Origin of the sequence: Halomonas sp. CH40, from assembly GCA_041875495.1 — a bacterium.
In the GTDB taxonomy this organism is placed as follows: Bacteria; Pseudomonadota; Gammaproteobacteria; order Pseudomonadales; family Halomonadaceae; genus Vreelandella.
This window is the reverse complement of the sequence record CP112982.1, coordinates 428,549-448,571: the sequence shown is the minus strand read 5'-3', so window position 1 is coordinate 448,571 and position 20,023 is coordinate 428,549. Positions and strand designations below refer to the sequence as shown.

Annotated in this window: 21 protein-coding genes; 15 read left to right on the top strand and 6 right to left on the bottom strand. The window is 57.4% G+C overall.

The window, feature by feature from the left end; all coding sequences use genetic code 11:
* Window positions 1-5: 5 nt before the first annotated feature.
* The 10 genes from OR573_02170 (at window position 6) to OR573_02125 (ending at window position 9,319) form a co-directional block, all read left to right on the top strand.
* On the top strand, window positions 6-707 hold the full coding sequence (locus tag OR573_02170; GenBank protein XGA80489.1) for a CoA transferase subunit A: 702 nt from the start codon (window positions 6-8) through the stop codon (window positions 705-707).
* Window positions 697-1,350: a 3-oxoacid CoA-transferase subunit B gene (locus OR573_02165; protein ID XGA80488.1), complete on the top strand. Its 654-nt coding sequence runs from the start codon at window positions 697-699 to the stop codon at window positions 1,348-1,350. The genes OR573_02170 and OR573_02165 overlap by 11 nt, the downstream gene beginning before the upstream one ends.
* On the top strand, window positions 1,350-2,630 hold the full coding sequence (locus OR573_02160) for an ArgE/DapE family deacylase (GenBank protein XGA80487.1): 1,281 nt from the start codon (window positions 1,350-1,352) through the stop codon (window positions 2,628-2,630). The genes OR573_02165 and OR573_02160 overlap by 1 nt, the downstream gene beginning before the upstream one ends.
* Entirely contained in the window at window positions 2,630-3,820 is a 1,191-nt protein-coding gene (locus OR573_02155; protein ID XGA80486.1) for an acetyl-CoA C-acyltransferase, read from the top strand. Before OR573_02160 ends, OR573_02155 begins: the two co-directional genes overlap by 1 nt.
* Window positions 3,821-3,900: 80 nt before the next feature.
* Window positions 3,901-5,388, top strand: coding sequence for a Na+/H+ antiporter NhaC (gene nhaC, locus OR573_02150; protein ID XGA80485.1), 1,488 nt, complete (start codon window positions 3,901-3,903; stop codon window positions 5,386-5,388).
* Window positions 5,389-5,451: 63 nt separating this feature from the next.
* On the top strand, window positions 5,452-5,856 hold the full coding sequence (locus tag OR573_02145) for a universal stress protein (protein ID XGA80484.1): 405 nt from the start codon (window positions 5,452-5,454) through the stop codon (window positions 5,854-5,856).
* Window positions 5,857-6,165: 309 nt separating this feature from the next.
* Complete coding sequence (locus OR573_02140) at window positions 6,166-6,969, top strand: transporter substrate-binding domain-containing protein (GenBank protein XGA80483.1); 804 nt, start codon at window positions 6,166-6,168, stop codon at window positions 6,967-6,969.
* A 138-nt stretch (window positions 6,970-7,107) separates the two neighbouring features.
* Window positions 7,108-7,764 (top strand): amino acid ABC transporter permease, encoded by a 657-nt coding sequence (locus OR573_02135; GenBank protein ID XGA80482.1) that lies wholly within the window; start codon window positions 7,108-7,110, stop codon window positions 7,762-7,764.
* Between the two features lie 55 nt (window positions 7,765-7,819).
* Window positions 7,820-8,473: an amino acid ABC transporter permease gene (locus OR573_02130; GenBank protein XGA80481.1), complete on the top strand. Its 654-nt coding sequence runs from the start codon at window positions 7,820-7,822 to the stop codon at window positions 8,471-8,473.
* A 90-nt stretch (window positions 8,474-8,563) separates the two neighbouring features.
* Window positions 8,564-9,319 carry an amino acid ABC transporter ATP-binding protein gene (locus tag OR573_02125; protein XGA81644.1) on the top strand — a complete coding sequence of 252 codons (756 nt, stop codon included), beginning with the start codon at window positions 8,564-8,566 and terminating at the stop codon, window positions 9,317-9,319.
* A gap of 25 nt (window positions 9,320-9,344) precedes the next feature.
* On the opposite strand, the gene OR573_02120 is transcribed toward OR573_02125, so the two are convergent.
* Window positions 9,345-9,656: a GIY-YIG nuclease family protein gene (locus OR573_02120; protein XGA80480.1), complete on the bottom strand. Its 312-nt coding sequence runs from the start codon at window positions 9,654-9,656 to the stop codon at window positions 9,345-9,347.
* Between the two features lie 9 nt (window positions 9,657-9,665).
* Window positions 9,666-10,130 (bottom strand): YchJ family protein, encoded by a 465-nt coding sequence (locus OR573_02115; GenBank protein ID XGA80479.1) that lies wholly within the window; start codon window positions 10,128-10,130, stop codon window positions 9,666-9,668.
* A gap of 146 nt (window positions 10,131-10,276) precedes the next feature.
* Here OR573_02115 and OR573_02110 point away from each other — a divergent pair, with 146 nt between their 5' ends.
* Window positions 10,277-10,597: a hypothetical protein gene (locus OR573_02110; protein XGA80478.1), complete on the top strand. Its 321-nt coding sequence runs from the start codon at window positions 10,277-10,279 to the stop codon at window positions 10,595-10,597.
* Between the two features lie 123 nt (window positions 10,598-10,720).
* Here OR573_02110 and argE read toward each other — a convergent pair whose 3' ends face one another.
* The gene (argE, locus tag OR573_02105; GenBank protein ID XGA80477.1) at window positions 10,721-11,893 is read right to left on the bottom strand and encodes an acetylornithine deacetylase; all 1,173 of its coding nucleotides are present in this window, start codon (window positions 11,891-11,893) and stop codon (window positions 10,721-10,723) included.
* 208 nt (window positions 11,894-12,101) lie between these two features.
* On the opposite strand from argE, the gene ugpB reads away from it, so the two are divergent.
* The 4 genes from ugpB to OR573_02085 all read left to right on the top strand — a co-directional run bounded on the left by ugpB (window position 12,102) and on the right by OR573_02085 (window position 16,398).
* Entirely contained in the window at window positions 12,102-13,427 is a 1,326-nt protein-coding gene (gene ugpB, locus OR573_02100) for a sn-glycerol-3-phosphate ABC transporter substrate-binding protein UgpB (protein XGA80476.1), read from the top strand.
* A 137-nt stretch (window positions 13,428-13,564) separates the two neighbouring features.
* On the top strand, window positions 13,565-14,449 hold the full coding sequence (ugpA, locus tag OR573_02095) for a sn-glycerol-3-phosphate ABC transporter permease UgpA (protein ID XGA80475.1): 885 nt from the start codon (window positions 13,565-13,567) through the stop codon (window positions 14,447-14,449).
* A gap of 48 nt (window positions 14,450-14,497) precedes the next feature.
* Window positions 14,498-15,340, top strand: a complete 843-nt coding sequence (gene ugpE, locus OR573_02090; GenBank protein ID XGA80474.1) for a sn-glycerol-3-phosphate ABC transporter permease UgpE — start codon at window positions 14,498-14,500, stop codon at window positions 15,338-15,340.
* A gap of 2 nt (window positions 15,341-15,342) precedes the next feature.
* Complete coding sequence (locus tag OR573_02085; protein XGA80473.1) at window positions 15,343-16,398, top strand: sn-glycerol-3-phosphate import ATP-binding protein UgpC; 1,056 nt, start codon at window positions 15,343-15,345, stop codon at window positions 16,396-16,398.
* An 18-nt stretch (window positions 16,399-16,416) separates the two neighbouring features.
* Here OR573_02085 and OR573_02080 read toward each other — a convergent pair whose 3' ends face one another.
* From OR573_02080 to OR573_02070, 3 genes are all read right to left on the bottom strand, one after another.
* A complete protein-coding gene (locus OR573_02080) occupies window positions 16,417-17,082 on the bottom strand; it encodes an SDR family oxidoreductase (protein ID XGA80472.1) in 666 nt (221 codons plus the stop codon).
* A 72-nt stretch (window positions 17,083-17,154) separates the two neighbouring features.
* Window positions 17,155-18,231 (bottom strand): ABC transporter ATP-binding protein, encoded by a 1,077-nt coding sequence (locus OR573_02075; GenBank protein XGA80471.1) that lies wholly within the window; start codon window positions 18,229-18,231, stop codon window positions 17,155-17,157.
* A gap of 9 nt (window positions 18,232-18,240) precedes the next feature.
* Window positions 18,241-20,007, bottom strand: a complete 1,767-nt coding sequence (locus tag OR573_02070) for an iron ABC transporter permease (protein XGA80470.1) — start codon at window positions 20,005-20,007, stop codon at window positions 18,241-18,243.
* Window positions 20,008-20,023: the final 16 nt, after the last annotated feature.

The following is a 20,023-nucleotide window of genomic DNA, read 5'->3' as shown; positions in this document are numbered from 1 at the left end:
ACACCATGACGCTGCTTAACCACAAGGTCTGTGAGATTGACGCGGCCATTGCCGAGATTCCTGATGGCGCCACCGTCATGGTCGGTGGCTTTGGCTCGCCGGGCACGCCCTTTGCGCTGCTTGATGCCCTGCTGGCATCCGGTCAGGGCAACCTGACGCTGATCAAAAACGATGCCAACGAGCCCGGCATCGGGATTGGCAAGCTGATTGAAGCGGGCCGGGTCAAACGCCTGATCACCTCGCATCTCGGCCTGAACCGGACGGCTATCGAAGCGATGAATACTGGCCAGATGGAAGTCACCTTTCACCCGCAGGGGCTATTGGCGGAAAAAATCCGCTGTGCAGGCGTTGGCCACGGCGGCTTTCTCACCGATATCGGGATGGGAACGGAAATTGCCGAAGGGCGCCATGAGGTCACTATCGAAGGCGCAACCTGGGCCATCGAACCGGCGCTTCAGGCAGATTTTGCCCTGGTACATGCCGAGCGGGCTGACCGCTACGGCAACCTCATCTATCGCGCCACCGCCAGCAACTTCAATCCTCTGATGGCCATGGCGGCCGACCGGGTGATCGCGCAAACCTACCGCATCACCGAACCCGGCGACTTGCCCATCGACACCATTCACACGCCCTGTGCCTTTGTCAGCCAGGTGGTGCAGGTCGACCGCGCGTCCAGCCAGCAAGGAGTTCGCCCTCATGACCTCTGATCAGCAACGCATGTTGACCCGCGCCACCCGTGAAGTCATCGACGGCCAGATCGTCAACCTGGGCATCGGGCTGCCCACCCGCCTGTTCCACTTTCTACCTGACGATATCAATGTGCTGGTGCACTCTGAAAACGGCGTACTCGGCTGCCGCCCACGCCACGAGGGCGAAGCACCGGATATCGATATGATTGACTCCGGCGGCGCGTATATCACTACTCGCCCGGGAGCCAGCGTGTTCGACAGCGCCACCTCCTTTGCGATGATCCGCCGCAGCCGCGTGGACGTTACCTTTATGGGCGCCTTCGAAGTCGATCAGGAAGGCAACCTGGCCAATTGGAAAATTCCCGGCAAGTTCTCACCAGGGATTGGCGGCGCCATGGAGCTGGCCCAGAAAGTCGCCCGACTGGTGGTGCTGTGTTCGCATAACGACAAGCACGGCAACCCCAAGATTCTGACCCGCTGCCAGCTACCCCTGACGGCCAGCCGCTGTGTGTCGCGCATTATCACCGAAAAAGCCGTGATGGACGTGACTCCACAGGGGCTTGAGGTGGTGGAAATTGCTGAAGGGCTGAGCGTTGCGGCGCTGCGCGATGCCACCGACGCCACCCTGCTGATTGATGAATCACGTTTAGGGAGATTCTGATGCTTGATGCTACCGAACAACGCATTATTGCCTGCTGCAACGCGCTGATGGACGACACTGTAACGCTAACCAGTGATTTGGTGCGCGGCTACAGTGTGATCGGCCAGGAACAGGGCGCGCTGGATACCATGGAACGCCACCTTGAGCGCCTGGGCCTGCCGGTCACCCGGGTCCCGCTGGATGCCCCGGGCTTTGCGGAGCATCCTCATCGAGCGCCTGCCGAGTGGCCCAGCACTGGGCGCTACAATGTGATTTCAGACCTCAACCCCGGTGCGCCAGGGCCGCACCTGGTGTTTAACGGCCATCTCGATGTGGTGCCCGCCGAACCCACCGATATGTGGACCCGCCCGCCCTGGGAGCCCTGGCAAAAAGATGGCTGGCTGTATGGCCGCGGCGCCGGCGACATGAAAGCCGGTATTGCCGCCATGGTGATGGCGGTTGAGGCGGTGCGCCAGGCAGGCGTCGAGATCAATTTCCCGCTTACCCTGCAAACCGTGATTGAGGAAGAGTGTACCGGCAACGGCGCTCTGGCTTGCCTGCACCAAGGCTACAGCGGCGATTTCGTGCTGATACCAGAGCCGTTCGGCGCTCAGATCTATGCAGGCCAGGTAGGTGTGCTGTGGTTCCGGATGCGCCTGGATGGCGTACCCGCCCACGTGCTTGACCCTTCCGCCGGGCGCAATGCCATTGAAGCCCTGCAGGACTACCTGCCCGCGCTGAAGGTTCTGGAAGCGGAAATGAACAGCCTGGCGCGGCCTGAGCTTTATGCCGACCACCCTCACCCCTTCAACCTGAGCATTGGCCGGGTAGATGCAGGCAACTGGGCTTCCAGCGTGCCGGCCCACGCCATTCTGGAAGGCCGCGTTGGCTTCCCGCCCGGCATGTCGCCGGAAGAGGCCATGCAGCGGGTTCGCGATACCCTGCAGGCCCGCCACGCTGAGCTTGATGACGCCACCCCGGCGCCCCAGGTGAGCTTCCACGGTTTTCGCTCTGAAGGGCATGTGGTTGATCTCGACACCCCGGGCATCCAGCTACTCTCGGAATGCCACGAAGCGCTGATTGGCGCCCCTCCCGGCCATTATATCTCCACCTGCACCACCGACCTGCGCGCCTTCCACGTATCCGGCAATATCAACGGTACCTGCTACGGCCCTGTTGCCCAGCGCATTCACGGTGTGGATGAGTGCGTGGAGATCGACTCAATCCGCCATGTAATGACCACCTATGCCTTGTTTATCCATCGCTGGGCAAAGATGGCTGAACAGCAGGAGAGCAACTAATGAGAAACGTCTACCTGGCTGACTATGCACGCAGTGCCTTCAGTCGCGCCCACCCCCGCAAACCCGAGGTGGATGCCTGGGCCGACACCCGCAGCGATGCCCTGCTGGCCAGCGTTCTGGATGGCTTACTGGCGCGCAGCGATGTTGATGGCGCAGCGGTGGAAGACCTGAGTATTGGCTGCGCCCTACCAGTGAAAGAACAATGGAGCTTTGGTGGCCGCTACCCGCTGTGGCTAGCCGCACGCCTAGGCCCCAAAGGCCAGGCGTGCGCCACCCGGCAGATTGATCAGCAGTGTGGCTCCGGCCTTGCTGCCCTGCGCAACACCGCGCGGGAGATTCAGGCCGGTGCCGTTGAAGTGGGTATGGCCGGTGGCGTGGAAAACATGACCCGTGTGCCCATGGGCCCGGCTCTGTTCAAGGAAGGCATTTTGACTAGCCCTGACGCGCTGCAACAGGCTGACTGGCTCGCGCTGGACGTGGTGCTCAATATGGGCCTGACCGCTGAGCGACTCGCCACGTCAGCGGGCATTTCCCGTGCTGCCATGGACGCCCTTGCCCTCAGTTCCCACCAGCGGGCGGCGAGCGCCGATGCAGCGGGCCACTTCGCTGGCGAACGTTTGACCCTGAGCAACGCAGCCGGTGAGCCAATCAGTGTGGACAGCAACATTCGCGCCGATACCAGCGCCGAGCGTTTAGCGGGGCTGGATCCGGTCTTCATGCAAGGCGGCATGGTCACCGCAGGCAACAGCTCACCGCTGACCTCAGGCGCCGCCGCCACGCTTTTGATGTCAGAGCCTGCCCTGCACCAGCATGGGGTGACCCCCTTGGCGCGGGTTGTGGCGATTGCCGACTGCGGCGTCAAGCCGGAAGAAATGGGGGCCGGTGCTGCCGCCGCTATCCAGCGCGCCCTGAAACAGGCCCAGCTAACGCCTGACGATATCAGCGTATGGGAAATCAACGAGGCCTTTGCGGCTGTGCCGCTGGATGCCATGGGTAAGCTTTCGATTGACCCCGAAAACGTCAATATCTGGGGCGGCGCCATGGCACTCGGGCATCCGTTAGGTGCGACTGGCATTCGCCTAGCAGGCACCCTTGGCCGCCTGCTGCAGCATCGCCAACAGCGTTACGGCTGTGCGGCGGCTTGCATCGGCGGTGGTCAGGGCATCGCCATCATTCTGGAACGCTGCTGACTGCCGCCGAATCTACGAGAATAACGTTACGAGAACAACGTTACGCTACCAACGCTTGACTCCTTGCAGGGGGAATAACAATGTCAACAACCACGCAAGACACCCATAAGCGCCCTTCATTTCTGGGCGCAATTACCGTTATCGGGTTTCTGTGCTTCATGATGTTTGCGCAGATTTTTATCCTCGGTGAAGACTGGGTAACGCATATTTCACTGATTTTTGCCATCGTGGTCTGCGCCATCGTCGCGTTGGCTTCCGGCTTCAATTGGCAGGATATCCAGAAAGGCATCCTGTATGGCTGCGAAATTGCCATGCTGCCGATGCTGATTCTGATGATGGTCGGGATTCTGGTGGCCAGCTGGATCGCCTCAGGGACCATTCCATCCCTGGTCTATTACGGCCTGCAGCTGATCAACCCCTCGTATTTCCTGTTCACTGCGGTGATTGTCTGCGCCGTTGCCTCACTGGTGACTGGCAGTTCATGGACCACCGCCGCCACCTTTGGCGTGGCCTTTATCGGCATCGGCAGCGGGCTGGGCATTTCTCCGGCGATGACCGCCGGGGCGGTGATTTCCGGGGCGATCTTTGGTGACAAGATTTCACCGGTATCAGACTCAACCAACCTGGCCGCCGGGGTGGCCGAAGCCAACCTGTTTGATCACATCCGTTCGATGTTCTACACCACCGGCCCTGCGCTGATCATTACCATTATTCTGTTCTTTTTCATCGGCATGCAGTTTGATGGTGAAGGCGCAGATATCTCTCGCACCGCTGAACTTTTGGCCGGTATTCGGGAGAATTTTTCGGTTGGGCTGTTAACCTTTATTCCGCCACTGGTGGTTGTGGTACTGGCCTATCGGCGCATTAATGCGCTGGCGGTGATGGTGATCGGCAGCCTGCTGGGTGCGGGCCTTGCCGTGGCCAACCAGGGCGTTGCGCTAGGCGACATGATGAACTACATGAACTACGGCTATGTCTCGGAAACCGGCGTGGAAGCGGTGGATGAACTGCTCAGCCGCGGAGGCCTGCAAAGCATGATGTGGACCATCTCACTGGGCTTCATCGGCTTGAGCCTGGGCGGTTTGCTGGAAAAAACCCGTATGCTGGAAGTTATCCTGGAAAAAATGGGCAAACTGGTGAGCAATTCACGTGGGTTGATCGTCACACACGTTTTCTCGTCGCTGGCCACTAACCTGTTCTCGGCCAGCCAGTATATTGCCATCATCATTCCGGGGCGCATGTTTGTACCCGCCTACCGCAAGCTGAAAATTCTGCCCTCGGTATGCTCCCGCACCTGTGAAGACTCGGCAACCGTCACTTCACCCCTGGTGCCCTGGGGGCTGGGTGGCGCCTATTACATGGGCGTGCTGGACGTTTCCGCATGGGATTATATGGGCTGGACGTTTTTGGCAATCATCACGCCGATCATCGCCATTCTCTATGGCCTGTTCAACATCTTTATCTGGCGGGAAGGCGAGCGTAACGACGTTAACACCTACAGCCAATCAGGCCTTGATAATCAGCCGGATACTGGCTCAGAGCCAGCGCCGCAGAGCGCTCAGCATTAAGCTACAACCAGAGCCAAGGGCGGCAGTGGCCGCCCTTCCCACTATCCAACGGAGGGCTACAAGGTGTACAAGAATATTCTGATCACGACAGCAGCCGACAACAACTCCACTATCAGGCAGAAAATTGAGGTTGCCCGCAAGCTGGCCGACGAAGACAGCACTCTGCAGATCATTTCTGTCATGGAGCGTATTCCGCCTTATATAGCACCCTCACTGCCGAGCGATTACCGTGAAACCACCGCCCAGCGCATCCGCGAAGGTATTCAGCGCAATGTCGGTGCTCATGACTACGATATTCATATCGTCGAAGGGAATGCCGCCCATCAGGTAGTGAAATTTGCCAAACGCCATCACATTGACTGTATTGTGATTTCATCCAAGCGCCCTGGGTTTACAGAGCAGTTTATGGGCTCAACGGCATTGAACGTGGTGCGCCAGGCAGAATGTACGGTCACCGTTGTCCGTTAATAATTAATAACGATAGGCCAAGCCAAAGCACCAGACGGTCAACGTTAATCACTGATATGCTGGCATAGAAATTGCAAAGTTATGCCTTATCATTTTCTATCAAGGCGCAGGATTTGTATCGGCAGATCGGGTTCGCCCTCAACAAAGGAGAAATGCATCATCAAGGTGCAAGACAACCTTGCAAGCGCATCATAATTGACCCAAGTATTCACTCATCAACCATGCAATGCATGCCACCTGAACCGTGCCACCCTTGAGGGTTATCTCCCCACGGATCAACAGGCAATAATAATGACAAGGAACTTTATCATGAGAAACTTTACCCAAGGCTTTTCCAAGACTTTCACCACTGCCATTGCCGTGATGGGAGCGACTGCCGTACTCGCTATGCCCAGCCACGCTCGTGACCTGGAAGAAATTCGCGACGACGTCTTTCAGGTGGTGAACTCCGGTGCCTACCCGCCGTTCAGTTTTGTTAACACCCAGGGCGAGCTGGTTGGCTTTGACGTTGATATTGCACAAGCACTGGCCGAGAAAATGGGCGTTGAGGTCAACGTTCAGTCATCGCCCTGGAACGGCATTATTGCCGCCATGGTCGGCGGGCGCTTTGATGCCTGTATCTGCAGCATGAGCATCACCGAAGAGCGTCAGGAAGTGCTCGACTTTACCGACCCCTACTACAGCTCTGGCCTGTCCATCTGGGTGCAGGAAGAGACCAACGACATCAGCAGCATTGACGATTTCGAAGGTAAGCGGGTCGGCTCGACGCTGGGTGAGACCGGTAACCAGTGGGCAGTGGAAAACGGTGACGGCAAGTGGCGTAACCAGACGTTCCAGGGCCTGCCTGACATCATGAGTGCGCTGAACTCAGGCCGCATTGACGTCATGATCGCCGACGATGTGCCGGTACTGGTTGCCATGCAGGAGAGCGAGCGGGATATCAAGATGATTGATGTGGGCGAGCTGCCGCGCTGGCCTGCCGCCATTTCGATTCAAAAGGACAACCCTGAGCTGCTTGCCGCATTGAACGTGGCACTGGCCGACATCAAGGAAGACGGCACTTATCAGGCGATTGTTGATAAGTGGATCGGCGAAGGCGCCAACATCGAGTAACCCTGTGGCCGGGCAGTTTACAACGTTGAGCTGCCCGGCTGGCTGATCGACAGATCAGTGGTTTCTACTGCGTTGATACCTGAGTACCCATCATCATTACCTGATTACCTCAACACAAAACGACAACAAGGTAACTTCATGGACTTCAACCTGATGGTCGAGATCACGCCGCTGCTGATACAGGCAGCCGGGGTCACGATCGACATCTCGGCCCGTGCCATCTTCTTCGGGTTTTTCATCGCCTGTGGGTTGGTGTTTCTGCGCACCGCTCGCATACGTCCGCTGCGCTGGCTGGCACGCAGCTATATCAGCGTGGTGCGCGGCACGCCCTATTTTGTTCAGCTGCTGCTGGTGTTTTACGGTGGCCCCAGCATTGGGTTGCGGCTTGACCCCTTCACCTGCGGGGTTGTCGTCGGTGCCTTCAACATCGGCGCCTATATGAGTGAGGCGATTCGCGGGGCTATCGAGTCCGTCGACAGTGGCCAGAATGAAGCGGCGCGCTCACTCGGGTTTGGCAAGCTGCGCACCCTGCTGTTTGTTGTCCTGCCTCAGGCAGCCGGGCTAATGATCCGTTCGGTGGGGGTTCTGGCCATTGTGCTGGTCAAGAATTCCTCACTGGTATCGATTATCTCTGTGGTCGAGCTTACCTATCAGGCCCAGCGTCTGATCGGCTCTACCTACAAGCCGCTGGAGATCTTCACACTCAGCGCCTTGATGTACATCGTCATCGTCTACGCCGTGATGGGCATGATGGAGCTGGCCTTTCGGCGCGCCACGCGCTACCAGACCCGCTAACCCAACCCATTAAACGCTGGCCGGTCGATACCGTACCCGTTAGGAGAGCGCCCCGATGCAGTTTGATTTTACGCCTGTTATTACCTATTTCCCGACCTTGCTAAGCGGCATTGGCGTTATGCTGATGATCGCCGTCACCGTTGCGTTTTTTTCCATTGTGGGTGGCCTGGTGATTGCGGTCATCACTCTGTATACCAATAAGGTGGTCAGCTGGCCGCTGCGCTTCTTTATCTGGCTGTTCATGACCACGCCGCTTCTGCTGCAGCTGTATTTTCTCTATTTCGGCCTGGGTGATTTGATCCTGATTCCGGCGATTGTGGTCGGCATCCTGGGGCTTGGTTTTCACTATATGGCCTATAACGCCGATATTTTCACCGCCACTATTTCATCGGTATCCGACGGCCAGTATGAGGCCTCACGTTCGCTGGGCTTTGGCCACTGGCGAACCATCGTCTACATCATTGTTCCCCAGGCGTTTATCCGTTCTGTGCCGCAGCTGGGCAACAATATGATCCTGATGGTCAAGGACACCTCAGTGTTATCCGCCATCGGCGTGGCCGAGTTGGTGTATGCCTCCCAGTATGCGATCAGCGTGACTTTCCGGCCATTCGAATTCTTTATTGCCATTGCCGTCATCTATTACCTGCTCAATATTGCCATGGAGCTGGGCCAGGCATGGTTCGAACGGCGCACCGCCTATCGCCGCTGAAGCGGCCAGCAAGGCAGCGGTCTGAAAAAACAACTGGAATAACCTCTGACTGGACACTTTATGAGCACCTCACCTTCCACTGATACACCCATGGTCGAAATGCGCAATGTGCACAAGCGCTTTGGCGACCTTGAAGTTCTCAAGGGCATCAACCTGACCGTCGAACGCGGCAAGATCGTCTCGATCATCGGGCCATCCGGTTCGGGCAAAAGTACCTTGCTACGCTCGGTCAATCACCTGGAAGTGATTGATGACGGCGATATTCTGCTGGATGGCGCTCAGGTCAACCGCCCGGATCTCCAGGGCCTGGCCTTTGAACGCCATATCAACCATATCCGCCAGAACATGGGCATGGTGTTCCAGCACTTTAACCTCTTCCCTCACCTGTCGACCCTCGACAATGTCACCCTGGCCCCGCGCAAGCTCAAGGGTATGGCCACCAAACAAGCCAACCAGTTAGGGATGGAGCTGCTGGATCGGGTGGGCCTGGCAGACAAGGCGGATGTGTTTCCTTCGCGGCTGTCCGGCGGCCAGAAGCAGCGGGTGGCGATTGCCCGCGCATTGGCCATGCAGCCTAAGGTCATGCTGTTCGACGAGGCCACCTCGGCGCTCGACCCGGAGCTGGTGGAAGAGGTCAACCGCGTGATGCGTGGCCTGGCCGAAGAGCATATGACCATGCTGATCGTAACCCACGAAATGGCCTTTGCCCGCGATGTTTCCGACTGGGCGATGTTTATGGACGGCGGCGTGGTGGTCGAGGAAGGCCCTCCCAGCATGCTATTCAGCACCCCACAGCAGGAACGCACCCAACACTTCCTGAGCAAGCACCTGGACACCCAGCGCTAATTCCCAACCCCCAACGCCACGGTCGTTACCCCACGGCCGCTGGCCACTCCGCTGCCCATTGGCGCTTTTGCGCGGGTGACTTCTGTTTCAGCTGGTACTCTGCGCGGCTGGCAGCGGCGCGGTCGTCGAATGGCTGCGCGCCGAGCAGTGCCAGCGGCGGGTTGGCGCGGGTATAGCGGGCACCCTTCCCGTCGCAGTGGGCCTGATAACGTTTTGCCAGATTGTTGGTAATGCCGATATAGGTGCCCCGGCGACACTCCAGCAGGTAAAGATACCACTGGCCATCGGTACTGGTAGGCGGCATTTCAGGTTCGCCCTGATGCGTTTCGGATAGCATGACGATTAACTAGTCACCGCAGCATTGTTTGATTTTCCGCCCACTGCCACACAGGCAGGGATCATTGCGGCCCGGCTTTAGACGCTCAATGCTCGGCGTGCCGTCCAGATACCACCAGCGCTCGTCTTCAAACACAAAGCGTGAGGTTTCTTCCAGCACCTGCCAGCGGTTCCGCTCACGAAAGAAGGCCTGAAAATGCACCCTGCCGTGGTGGCCCTGGGGCACCGGGGCATCAAGGATAGACAGGGCTTTCCAGTCAGTCTTCAGATCGGGCGCCAGGTACATTGGCCGGGTACTGGTATGCCAGGTAGCCAACAGATAGTCCGTCAGCAATAGCGCAAAGGCGCTGTAACGCGAGCGCATCAAGGCTTCTGGCGTTGCCGGAAACAGCTTGCCCTGATGATAGGGCTGGCAGCAGTCAGCCAGTGGGCGAGTGCTACCGCAAGGGCAGTTGAGCGGTGAGGAAGGTGTCATGGCTAGCTTTCTTTAACCCTTTGCCTGCGTAACAGATGTTTTGTTTCGGTATTCACCGATAATTCGGTATAGTGGATGCGCAAGAATATCACACGGAGTAAGCATCACGATCGATCATCTTTCCAACAAGCAATGGAGGTTCTCCTATGAAGGTCTTTAAACCGGAATGGCAGTGCACGTTTAGCGTAAACGAAGGCGCGGAAGAATCGGCAAACTGGAAAGAGAAAGTGGCATGGCGACTGCGGGGCATGGCTGACTGGCTGGATAGCGGTGGCCGTACGCTGAAAGTAGCGTACAACGTAACCCCGGCGGTCAGCCAGGATGAAGTGGATACTTGTCTGGGTAAAGGGTTTGAAGTGACTCAGCAGCTGTTAACCCAGCTGGCCCACCAGCAAGCGTGTGAAGATATCATGCGCCATGCGAAGGCGGAACTTTACGATGAGCAACCTTCCGTACAAGGCTTCTAACCCGCCTTTAGCGTAAGTTGTCATTAAACGCCGCGTCTTTAAAGCTGAAAGCTACATGGTGCAAGGCCCCACCCGCTAATGCGTGTGGGGTTTTTTTGTGGCTGTCATTCAGCCCCTGCTTTTTCACCCATCCCGATAGGGTGTTTCCAACGCACTGCCCATACGGCGCATAAAAGCCACGCAGGCCTCCAGCTCACTTTTATCAATATATTCATCCGGTTGATGGGCCTGGGCAATACTGCCGGGGCCGAGGATGATGGTCTGCAAACCCACCTGTTGGAACTGCCCTGCTTCAGTGGCGTAGGCCACCGCATGCTGGCAGCAAGCCTCAGGCAGATGGGCGTTGGCCAGGCGCAGAACCCGGTCGTTATCATGATCAGCCAGGCCCGGCACCGTGGTATTCAAGGCTTGAGTGTCAATAGATAGCTGCTTGCCCCTGGCATGCAGTTCTGCTGTCAATGTCTGGCAGTAGGCCTCGAAGCGGGCAAAGATCTCGTCAAAAGTGTCGGTTGGTAAATGGCGAATCTCCCACTCGAACTGACACTCCCGGGCCATGATATTGATCGCCGTGCCGCCCTTGATCTTACCTACGTGGAGGCTGGTATGCGGCACATTAAAGGCGTCATCAACGCGGCCCTCATCAATCAGTGCCGCCATGGTATCTTCAATAAAGGTGACCAGCCTAGCCGCCACATGAATCGCGGATGTCCCCTGGTTGACTTGGCTGCTGTGAGCTTCACGGCCTGTCACCGTGGTACGCAGATTGGACGCGCCTTTCTGGGCCACCACGGGCTGCATACTGGTGGGTTCACCCACGATGACATGGGCGGTGGTGGAGTAGTGGGTATGGAAGCGGCGGATAAGATCCGGCGCACCGACACAGCCGATTTCCTCATCATAGGAAAAGCCGAAATAGATCGGCTGCTCAAGCGCTGCCCGAGACCACTCCGGCACCATGGCCAGCGCGCAGGCAATAAAGCCTTTCATGTCACAGGTGCCACGCCCGTAAAGGCGGCCGTCACCGCCATCACGCAGGGTGAAAGGGTCACTGGACCAGGGCTGACCGGTTATCGGCACCACATCGGTATGGCCTGAGAGCATGACACCGCCAGGGGCATCCGGCCCGATGCGGGCAATCAGGTTGGCTTTCTGGCCGCACGGGCTCATTACCCGTTCGCTTTCCACCCCGTAGCCTGCCAGATAACCTTCCACAAACTCGATCAGCGCCAGGTTGGACTCACTGGATGTGGTGTCGAACGCCACCAGACGTCCGAGTAGATCTATTGCCTCTTGCATCACTCACCTTCTCTTGTATGCCAAGCATCACGCCACTACTCATGAGACTACACGGCCAGACGGTAGGCGCCAATGTTGAGATGATATTTATCACAGCACTGGCGTCATGCGCTGTTCATCTGGTATTCATGAAAGTGTCATCTACAATAATTAATGTTTCTAGATAACCCAAACCAAAAAAATAGCACGCGGTATAAAAGGAGACGTCATGTCACGCTTCAAGTTTCACGCCCTCGCGCTGGGCGTCATGAGTGCCAGCCTGAGCTTTTCCGCCCAGGCCGCCACCGAAGTCACCTGGTGGCACGCCATGGGTGGCCAGCTAGGTGAAATCCTCGAAGGCATGACCGAGGAGTTCAATGCGTCCCAGGATGATTACCGCGTGGTGCCCAGCTATCGCGGCAACTACACAGAAACCATGACCGGCGCTATCGCCGCCTTCCGTGCTGGCGAGCAGCCGCACATCCTGCAGGTATTCGAAGTCGGCACCGGCACCATGATGAACGCCGAAGGCGCCATCTACCCGACCTATCAACTGATGGAAGATCACGGCCGTGGCTTTGACCAGAGTGCCTTCCTGCCCGCTGTTGTCGGCTATTACACGGATACTGACGGCAATATGCTGTCCTTCCCGTTCAACTCTTCCACGCCGATCATGTACTACAACAAAGACATGTTCGAAGCCGCTGGCCTCGACCCTGACCAGCCGCCCACCACCTGGCAGGAAATGGAAGACGCAAGCATTCAGCTGATGGAATCTGGCGCCGCCTCCTGTGGTTTTACCACCTCATGGCCAAGTTGGGTGATGCTGGAAAACTTCTCTGCCTGGCATAACCTGCCGCTGGGCACCCTCGAAAACGGCTTTGGTGGTATTGAAACCGAATTTGTCTTCGACAACGAGCACGTCGCCCGCCACTGGGATAACCTCAAAGCCTGGGAAGATGCAGGCGCCTTCCAATGGGGTGGCCCAGGTTCCGGCCCGGATGCCGAGCCGATGTTCTACTCTGAAGACTGCGCGATCTTCTTTGGCTCTTCCGCCTCCCGTGCGGATGTGGCTGCCAACGCCGAGTTTGAAGTCGGCTTCGGCATGCAGCCCTACTACGACGACATAGAAGGCGCCCCGCAGAACTCGATTATCGGCGGTGCGACCCTGTGGACCCTGCAGGGCCATACGGATGAAGAATATGCTGGTGTTGCGGCCTTCTTCGACTACCTCTCCCAGCCGGAAGTCCAGGCTGAGTGGCACCAGCAGACCGGCTACCTGCCGATCACCCAGGCCGCCTGGGATCTGAGTGAAGAGCAGGGCTATTACACCGAAAACCCTGGCGCCGATATTTCGCTCAAGCAGATGACCCTGAACGAGCCAACGGAAAACTCTAAAGGGCTGCGTTTTGGTAACTTCGTGCAGATCCGCGACATCATCTCCGAAGAGATGGAAGCGGTGATGAGCGGCGACAAGACCGGCCAGGAAGCCGCCACTGATGCGGTAGAGCGGGGCAATGCCCTGCTACGCGACTTCGAAGCCGCCAACCAGTAAGCGTCGTTAACTGAACCACCGTCTGGCCGCTGGCCGGGCGGTGGTTTTGCTGTTTTCATCCACCCCGCTGACGATCAGGCGCGATGTACGCGTGCCGACCCCGTCATAAAACGCGCCGTAATAAAAAAGAGTCGCCCATGCAAACCAAACGCATGACGTTTCCCGGCCACTGGCTGCCCTATGCCCTGCTGGCGCCTCAGGTCATCATTACGCTGATTTTCTTTATCTGGCCGGCTGGCCAGGCCATGTATCAATCGCTGCTGCGTGAAGATGCCTTTGGGCTGCGCAGCACCTTTGTTGGCCTGGAAAACTTTGCCCGCCTGTTCCGTGATGGCGCCTACCTCAACTCACTGTCGGTGACGGCGGTGTTTGCGATTGGCACCACCCTGCTTTCCATGTCGGTGGCCCTGTTGCTGGCCAGCACGGTTAACCGCATGATTCGCTCACGCAGCACCTACACCACGCTCTTGGTCTGGCCCTATGCGATTGCACCAGCCATTGCCGGGGTCTTGTGGTGGTTTATCTTTCACCCCTCGATTGGGGTGATTCCCTATGTGCTGAATGTGGTCGGCTATGACTGGAATCACCGCACCTCAGGGGCAGATGCCATGATGCTGGTCGTGTTTGCCGCCGCCTGGAAGCAGATTTCCTATAATTTCCTGTTCTTCCTCGCCGGTTTACAGTCCATCCCGCAATCCCTGATTGAAGCGGCGGCCATTGATGGCGCCAGCCCGATCAAACGCTTCTGGACCATCGTTTTCCCGCTGCTGACCCCCACGACCTTCTTTTTGATGGTGGTTAACGTGGTGTACGCCATGTTCGATACCTTCGGGATCATCCATGCCACCACCGAAGGCGGGCCCTCCCAGGCAACCAACACCCTGGTCTACAAGGTCTATTCCGATGGTTTTGTCGGCCTGAACCTGGGCTCATCCGCCGCGCAGTCGGTGATTCTGATGGCCATCGTGGTCGCGCTGACAATTGTCCAGTTCCGCTTTATTGAACGCAGGGTGAATTACTGATGCTGCCAACCCCGACAATTCCATCTTTTATCCCACAGGAGCGCCACCATGGTTGAGAACCGCCCTTGGGCCAATTTCTTTGCCCACCTGATGCTGATCGGCGGTGTGGCGCTGGTAGTATTTCCTGTGTATATCGCCATCGTCGCCTCCACCCAGGCGCCCGGTGACCTGCTGCGCGGCAGCCTGCCGATGCTGCCTGGCTCCCACGGCTGGGAAAACTACAAGGCCATGTGGAGTACCGGGCTTTCCCGGGCTGGCGCGCCACCGGCGGGCCAGATGCTGTGGAACAGCTTTGTGATGGCCATGGCCATTACCATCGGCAAGCTGAGCATTTCGCTGCTCTCCGCCTTTGCGATTGTGTATTTCCGTTTTCGCTTTCGGATGTTCTTTTTCTGGCTGATCTTTATTACCTTAATGCTGCCCGTGGAAGTGCGCATTATTCCTACCTATCAGGTGGTGGCGGATCTCAGCATGCTGAACAGCTTTGCCGGGCTGTCGATTCCGCTGATTGCCTCGGCCACCGCCACCTTCCTGTTCCGCCAGTTCTTTATGACGGTTCCGGAAGAAATGCTCGAAGCCGCCCGGGTGGATGGCGCAGGCCCCTTGAAGTTTTTCAAGGACATCCTGATGCCGCTATCCATCACCAATATCGCGGCTCTGTTTGTGATCATGTTTATCTACGGCTGGAACCAGTACCTGTGGCCGCTGCTGATCACCACTGACCCGGATTACTACACCATCGTGATGGGCATTCAGCGCATGACCTCCGAGGAAAATCCCCAGTGGCACCTGATCATGGCCGCCGTGGTGCTCGCGGCGCTGCCCCCGGTGCTGGTGATCCTGTTTATGCAACGCCTGTTTGTGAAAGGCCTGACCGAGACGGAGAAATAACCATGGCCAGTATTACTTTGGAAGGGCTTAAAAAAACCTACAGCGGCAATGTTGATGCCGTAAAAGGCATTGATCTTGCCATTGAGGACGGTGAATTTGTGGTGCTGGTCGGCCCCTCGGGCTGCGGTAAATCCACCCTGCTGCGGATGGTGGCGGGCCTTGAAAGCATTACCGACGGTACCCTGAAAATCGGCGACCGAGTGGTCAATAACCTGGAACCCGCCGAGCGCGATATCGCCATGGTGTTCCAGAACTATGCGCTCTATCCGCATATGACGGTGTATAACAACCTGGCTTACGGGTTGAAAAACCGCAAGTTCAACAAGGAGCAGATCGAGGAGCGCGTGCAGACCGCCGCCAAGATGCTGGAAATTACCGACTTCCTGCAGCGCAAGCCGCGCCAGCTGTCCGGCGGCCAGCGCCAGCGGGTGGCCATGGGTCGCGCCCTGGTACGCGACCCGGCAGCCTTTCTGTTTGATGAACCGCTTTCCAACCTGGATGCCAAGCTCCGCGTGCAGATGCGGGTAGAAATCAAGCAGCTGCAGCGCCGCCTGAAAACCACCAGCCTGTACGTCACCCACGACCAGCTGGAAGCCATGACTCTTGGTGACCGTCTGGTCGTCCTCAATGGTGGGCAGATCGAGCAGGTCGGCACGCCGATGGAGATCTACGCCCGCCCGGCCAGCATGTTCGTGGCCGGGTTTATCGGTTCACCGGCGATGAACATGCTGGCGCTGAACTACCTGCACGGGCAAGGTTCCGGGGCGCTGCTGCACGACCTGCCGGACAACACCGACATTGTCGGCATCCGTCCCGACGATATGCTGTTGCACGCTCCCGATAGTCCCCACTTTACGGTGGAGGCGACGCTGGTCCTGTTTGAAGCCGCCGGGGCGGAAAGCCATCTCTATGTGCAGCTAGCCGATAGCGAGCAGCCCATTGTGATTCGCACCTCTGGCCAGCCGCCGGTCAGCGAGGGGGACACCCTGACCTTCCATATCACCCGTGAGGCGATACATCCGTTCAATAGCGCCAGCGGCAAACGCACCGGCGACTGAACAGTTTACCCAGGCAGATTACCAGGGCAATTGCTCACCATTGGAATGCCAGAAGCCGCCAGTGTTATCGAGGGTCAGGGCATCAATACGCGCCACGATACCTGCGGCGGCTTCTTCAGGTGAGATTACCCCGCCAAAATTGACCATCCGGGTTTTCACATAGCCCGGATGCAATTGCGCCACGGCAATACCCTGCGGTTTCAAATCCATCGCCAGGGATTTACCAAAGGCATTGAGCGCTGCCTTGGAGGCCCGGTAACCGTAGCGGCCACCGGAGTCGTTATCCGCAATCGAGCCCATGCGGCTGGTGATATTGGCAATCTTGCTGCCGCTTTTCAGGTACGGTAGCAAAGCCTCGCATACGCGCAGCGGCGCATAGGCGTTGATTTCCATCTGGGTGCGGATACTGTCGAAATCGATGCTGCCCAGGGATTCATCCTGTAAAAGCCCGGCATTATTGATCAACAGATCCAGGGTTTCGCCGTCCAGCGCCTTGGCCAGGGCTGCGACACTGTCTACCTGGGTGACATCAATCTTGTCGATTACTTTATCGGCCACCGCCTGCAAGTCATCAGACGACTCACGGCAGGCGCCAATCACCCGCCAGCCAGCTTTGTGATACTGCTCGGCCAGCGCCAGGCCGACGCCTCGGTTTGCACCCGTAACAAGTACAGTGTGTTGCATGCCAGACTCCTGAAACAATGAGATAACAATCCTCATCGAAACCGAAATCCACCATCAGGTCAAGCAGCCAGGTCAGCTGACCCGGGCCTCACTGACAGCATCAAACAGCAGTACCGATGCCGGATCGCAGATAACGTGAGCCTTGGCACCCGGTAACATTTCATGCCGATACGGCTCAACCACCAGAAGCTTGTCGCCATCCGCTGTCAGCACGGTGGTCAGGGTCATGGAACCGGCTACAAAACTGACATCAACCGTGCAGGGAATACCCCCAGAGCCCTTGAGACGCAGATCATCCGGGCGCAGACCAACCTTGACCCTCATGCCTTCCTGGGTATTGTCAGTAGGGTTGAAAGGAATCTCACCCGATGTCACCGCGACGACTTCCTTGCTGATCTCACCGTGCATAACATTCAAGCGATTAATGCTTAAGAATTCAGCCACAAAAAGATTCACCGGGGCTTCATAGATTTCACGCGGCGTACCAATCTGCTGCACCACCCCTTCGTGCATCACCGCCATACGGGTGGACAGGGTCAACGCCTCCATCTGGTCGTGGGTCACGTAAATAAAGGTGGCGCCGCTTTCAGCATGCAAGCGCTTGAGCTCTACACGCATTTCCATGCGCAGCTTGGCATCCAGGTTTGATAAGGGTTCGTCGAGCAGGAGTATCCTGGCGCCAACGGTCAATTCTCGCGCCAGGGCAACGCGCTGCTGCTGCCCTCCGGAAAGCTCCCCTGGGTAGCGGTCAGCCAGATGGCCGATCTGCAGCTGTTCCAATGTCGCTGCTATTTTCTCAGTGGCCTTCGCCCCCTTGATCCCTCTTACCTCCAGGCCAAACCCGACGTTGGCGCGAACCGTCATATGTGGCCACAGCGCATAGGACTGGAACACCATACCAACGCCCCGGGTGGCAGGTGGTGTCATAATGCCTGCTGAGGCATCAAACACATCGCTATCACCAATGCTGATTTTTCCTGAGCTGGGCGTTTCCAGGCCACCGACCATCCGCATGGTGGTGGTCTTGCCGCACCCTGAAGGGCCTACCAGCGAGAAGAACTCCCCTTCGGCAATAGTGATATCCATGGGCGCGACAGCCACATCCTGCCCAAAACGCTTTTCGACCTGTGAAAGTGTGATAGTTGGCATGAGATTTCCTTATTTACGCTCACGGGTAAAGACTTTTGCAACCAGCGCGCCGAGGAGCGTGATGACCACCAGAATCAGGGCGATAGCATTGGCAAACTGCTCCATGGCAAGATCCATAAAGCCAATCGCAACGGTTGAAAGCATTTCAGTGTTGGGTGTTACCAACATGATGACCAGATTGAGTTCTTTGGCCGTTGAGATAAAGGTCAGCACAAAGGCAACCAGCAAACCGCGTTTGGCCAGCGGTATCAGGATGCGTCGTGCAATGGTCAGCCATGAACGGGTATGCATGGCGCCAGCTTCCTCCAACTCACCGGCAATCTGCATCATGGCGGTGGTGCCCGAGCGCACAGCAAAAGGCAACTGGGCAACAAAACAGGCCAGAATCAACAAGGTTGTGGTGCCATACAGGCTTGGCAGCGGGCCAATGGGGCCTGCAAACATGGCGAGGAAAACAGCCCCTAGTGCTACACCCGGCACCAGATAGGGCACAAAGGCAACCTGCTCAATCAGGTTGGCCATGCGTGAACCGCGCCCCTTGGCCACGGCGTAGCCTGATGCAAAGGCCGCCAGTACCGAAATAATGCCCACTGCAAAGCTGATAAAGAAGGTGTTCCAGATCGCCTTAAGCATACGGCCATCCACCAACACACCATCAAAGCCACGCACATCCTGACCCACCCAGTAATCCAGCGTAAAACCATCCCAGGTAAAGTTACCGATGCCTGTCTGCAGGCTTTGCAGCGCCATTAGCCCTAGCGGTAAGAAAGCCGGAATACCCACCAGGGTGACGACCGCTATCCCGATGGCACGCCGATAGCGTCCCAGTGGAATCAACTGGCTGGAACCGGCTTTTCCCGTCAAGGTAGCAAAGCTCTGACGTAAACCGATCAGCCGCGATGTAAGCAGAATGGTAATGCCCGCCATGGCAATCAGGATCACCGTCAGCACATAGGCATCGCCGTAACGGCCCAGTGTGGTTGAGGTGTAAAGGTAGGTGGCCATCACCTGCACATCGGCTGGCAGGCCCAGCAGGTAGGGCACGCCAAAGGCGCCCAGGCCAGTGGCAAACGTCAGGACAAATGACGACACCAGGGCCGGCATGACCAACGGCAGGTTAATTCGCCGAATCACTGTCCACAAGCTGGCACCGTGTACCATGGCGGCTTCTTCAAGCTGGCGGTTCATGGATGAAAGTGCTGCCGTGGTTAACAGGAAGGCATAAGCATAATAGTTGATCACCATCACCATGATGATCGGGAAAAGCCCGAAGGTAACCCAGTCGGGAACGGCCACCCCCGTCAGGGTCTGCAGGAAACCTGCGGCTCCCAGGGTCTGAGAATCCGTACGAAAAAGGGTTGTCCAGGCCAGGGCAATTGTCCAGGCAGGCAGAATGTAAGGGAGTACCACCGATGCCGATATCAGCCCTTTAAAAGGTATATCGGTACGCGCCACCAGCCAGGCAAGCGCCACGCCAATCAGCATCGATAAAAAGGTAAAGCAGACCGTCACGATCAGGGTATTGATCAAGGGGCCATAAAATATCCGCTGGCTCAATGAACTCGCTAGGACGCGTTCCCAGTAAAACAGCACCCATTGGCCCGCTTCAGCGCCGGGGAAGCGGCGCATGTCTCTTTCCTGCAGCCGAAAACTTTCAAACAGGATTTCTGCCACTGGTACTATCACCAGCACTGACAGGATCGCTAATACAATAAGACCCACAATAATGTGTGGGCGCATCAGACGCTGCCGGATTCGCTGTAAGGCTCGACTCATGACATACCCTTATGGT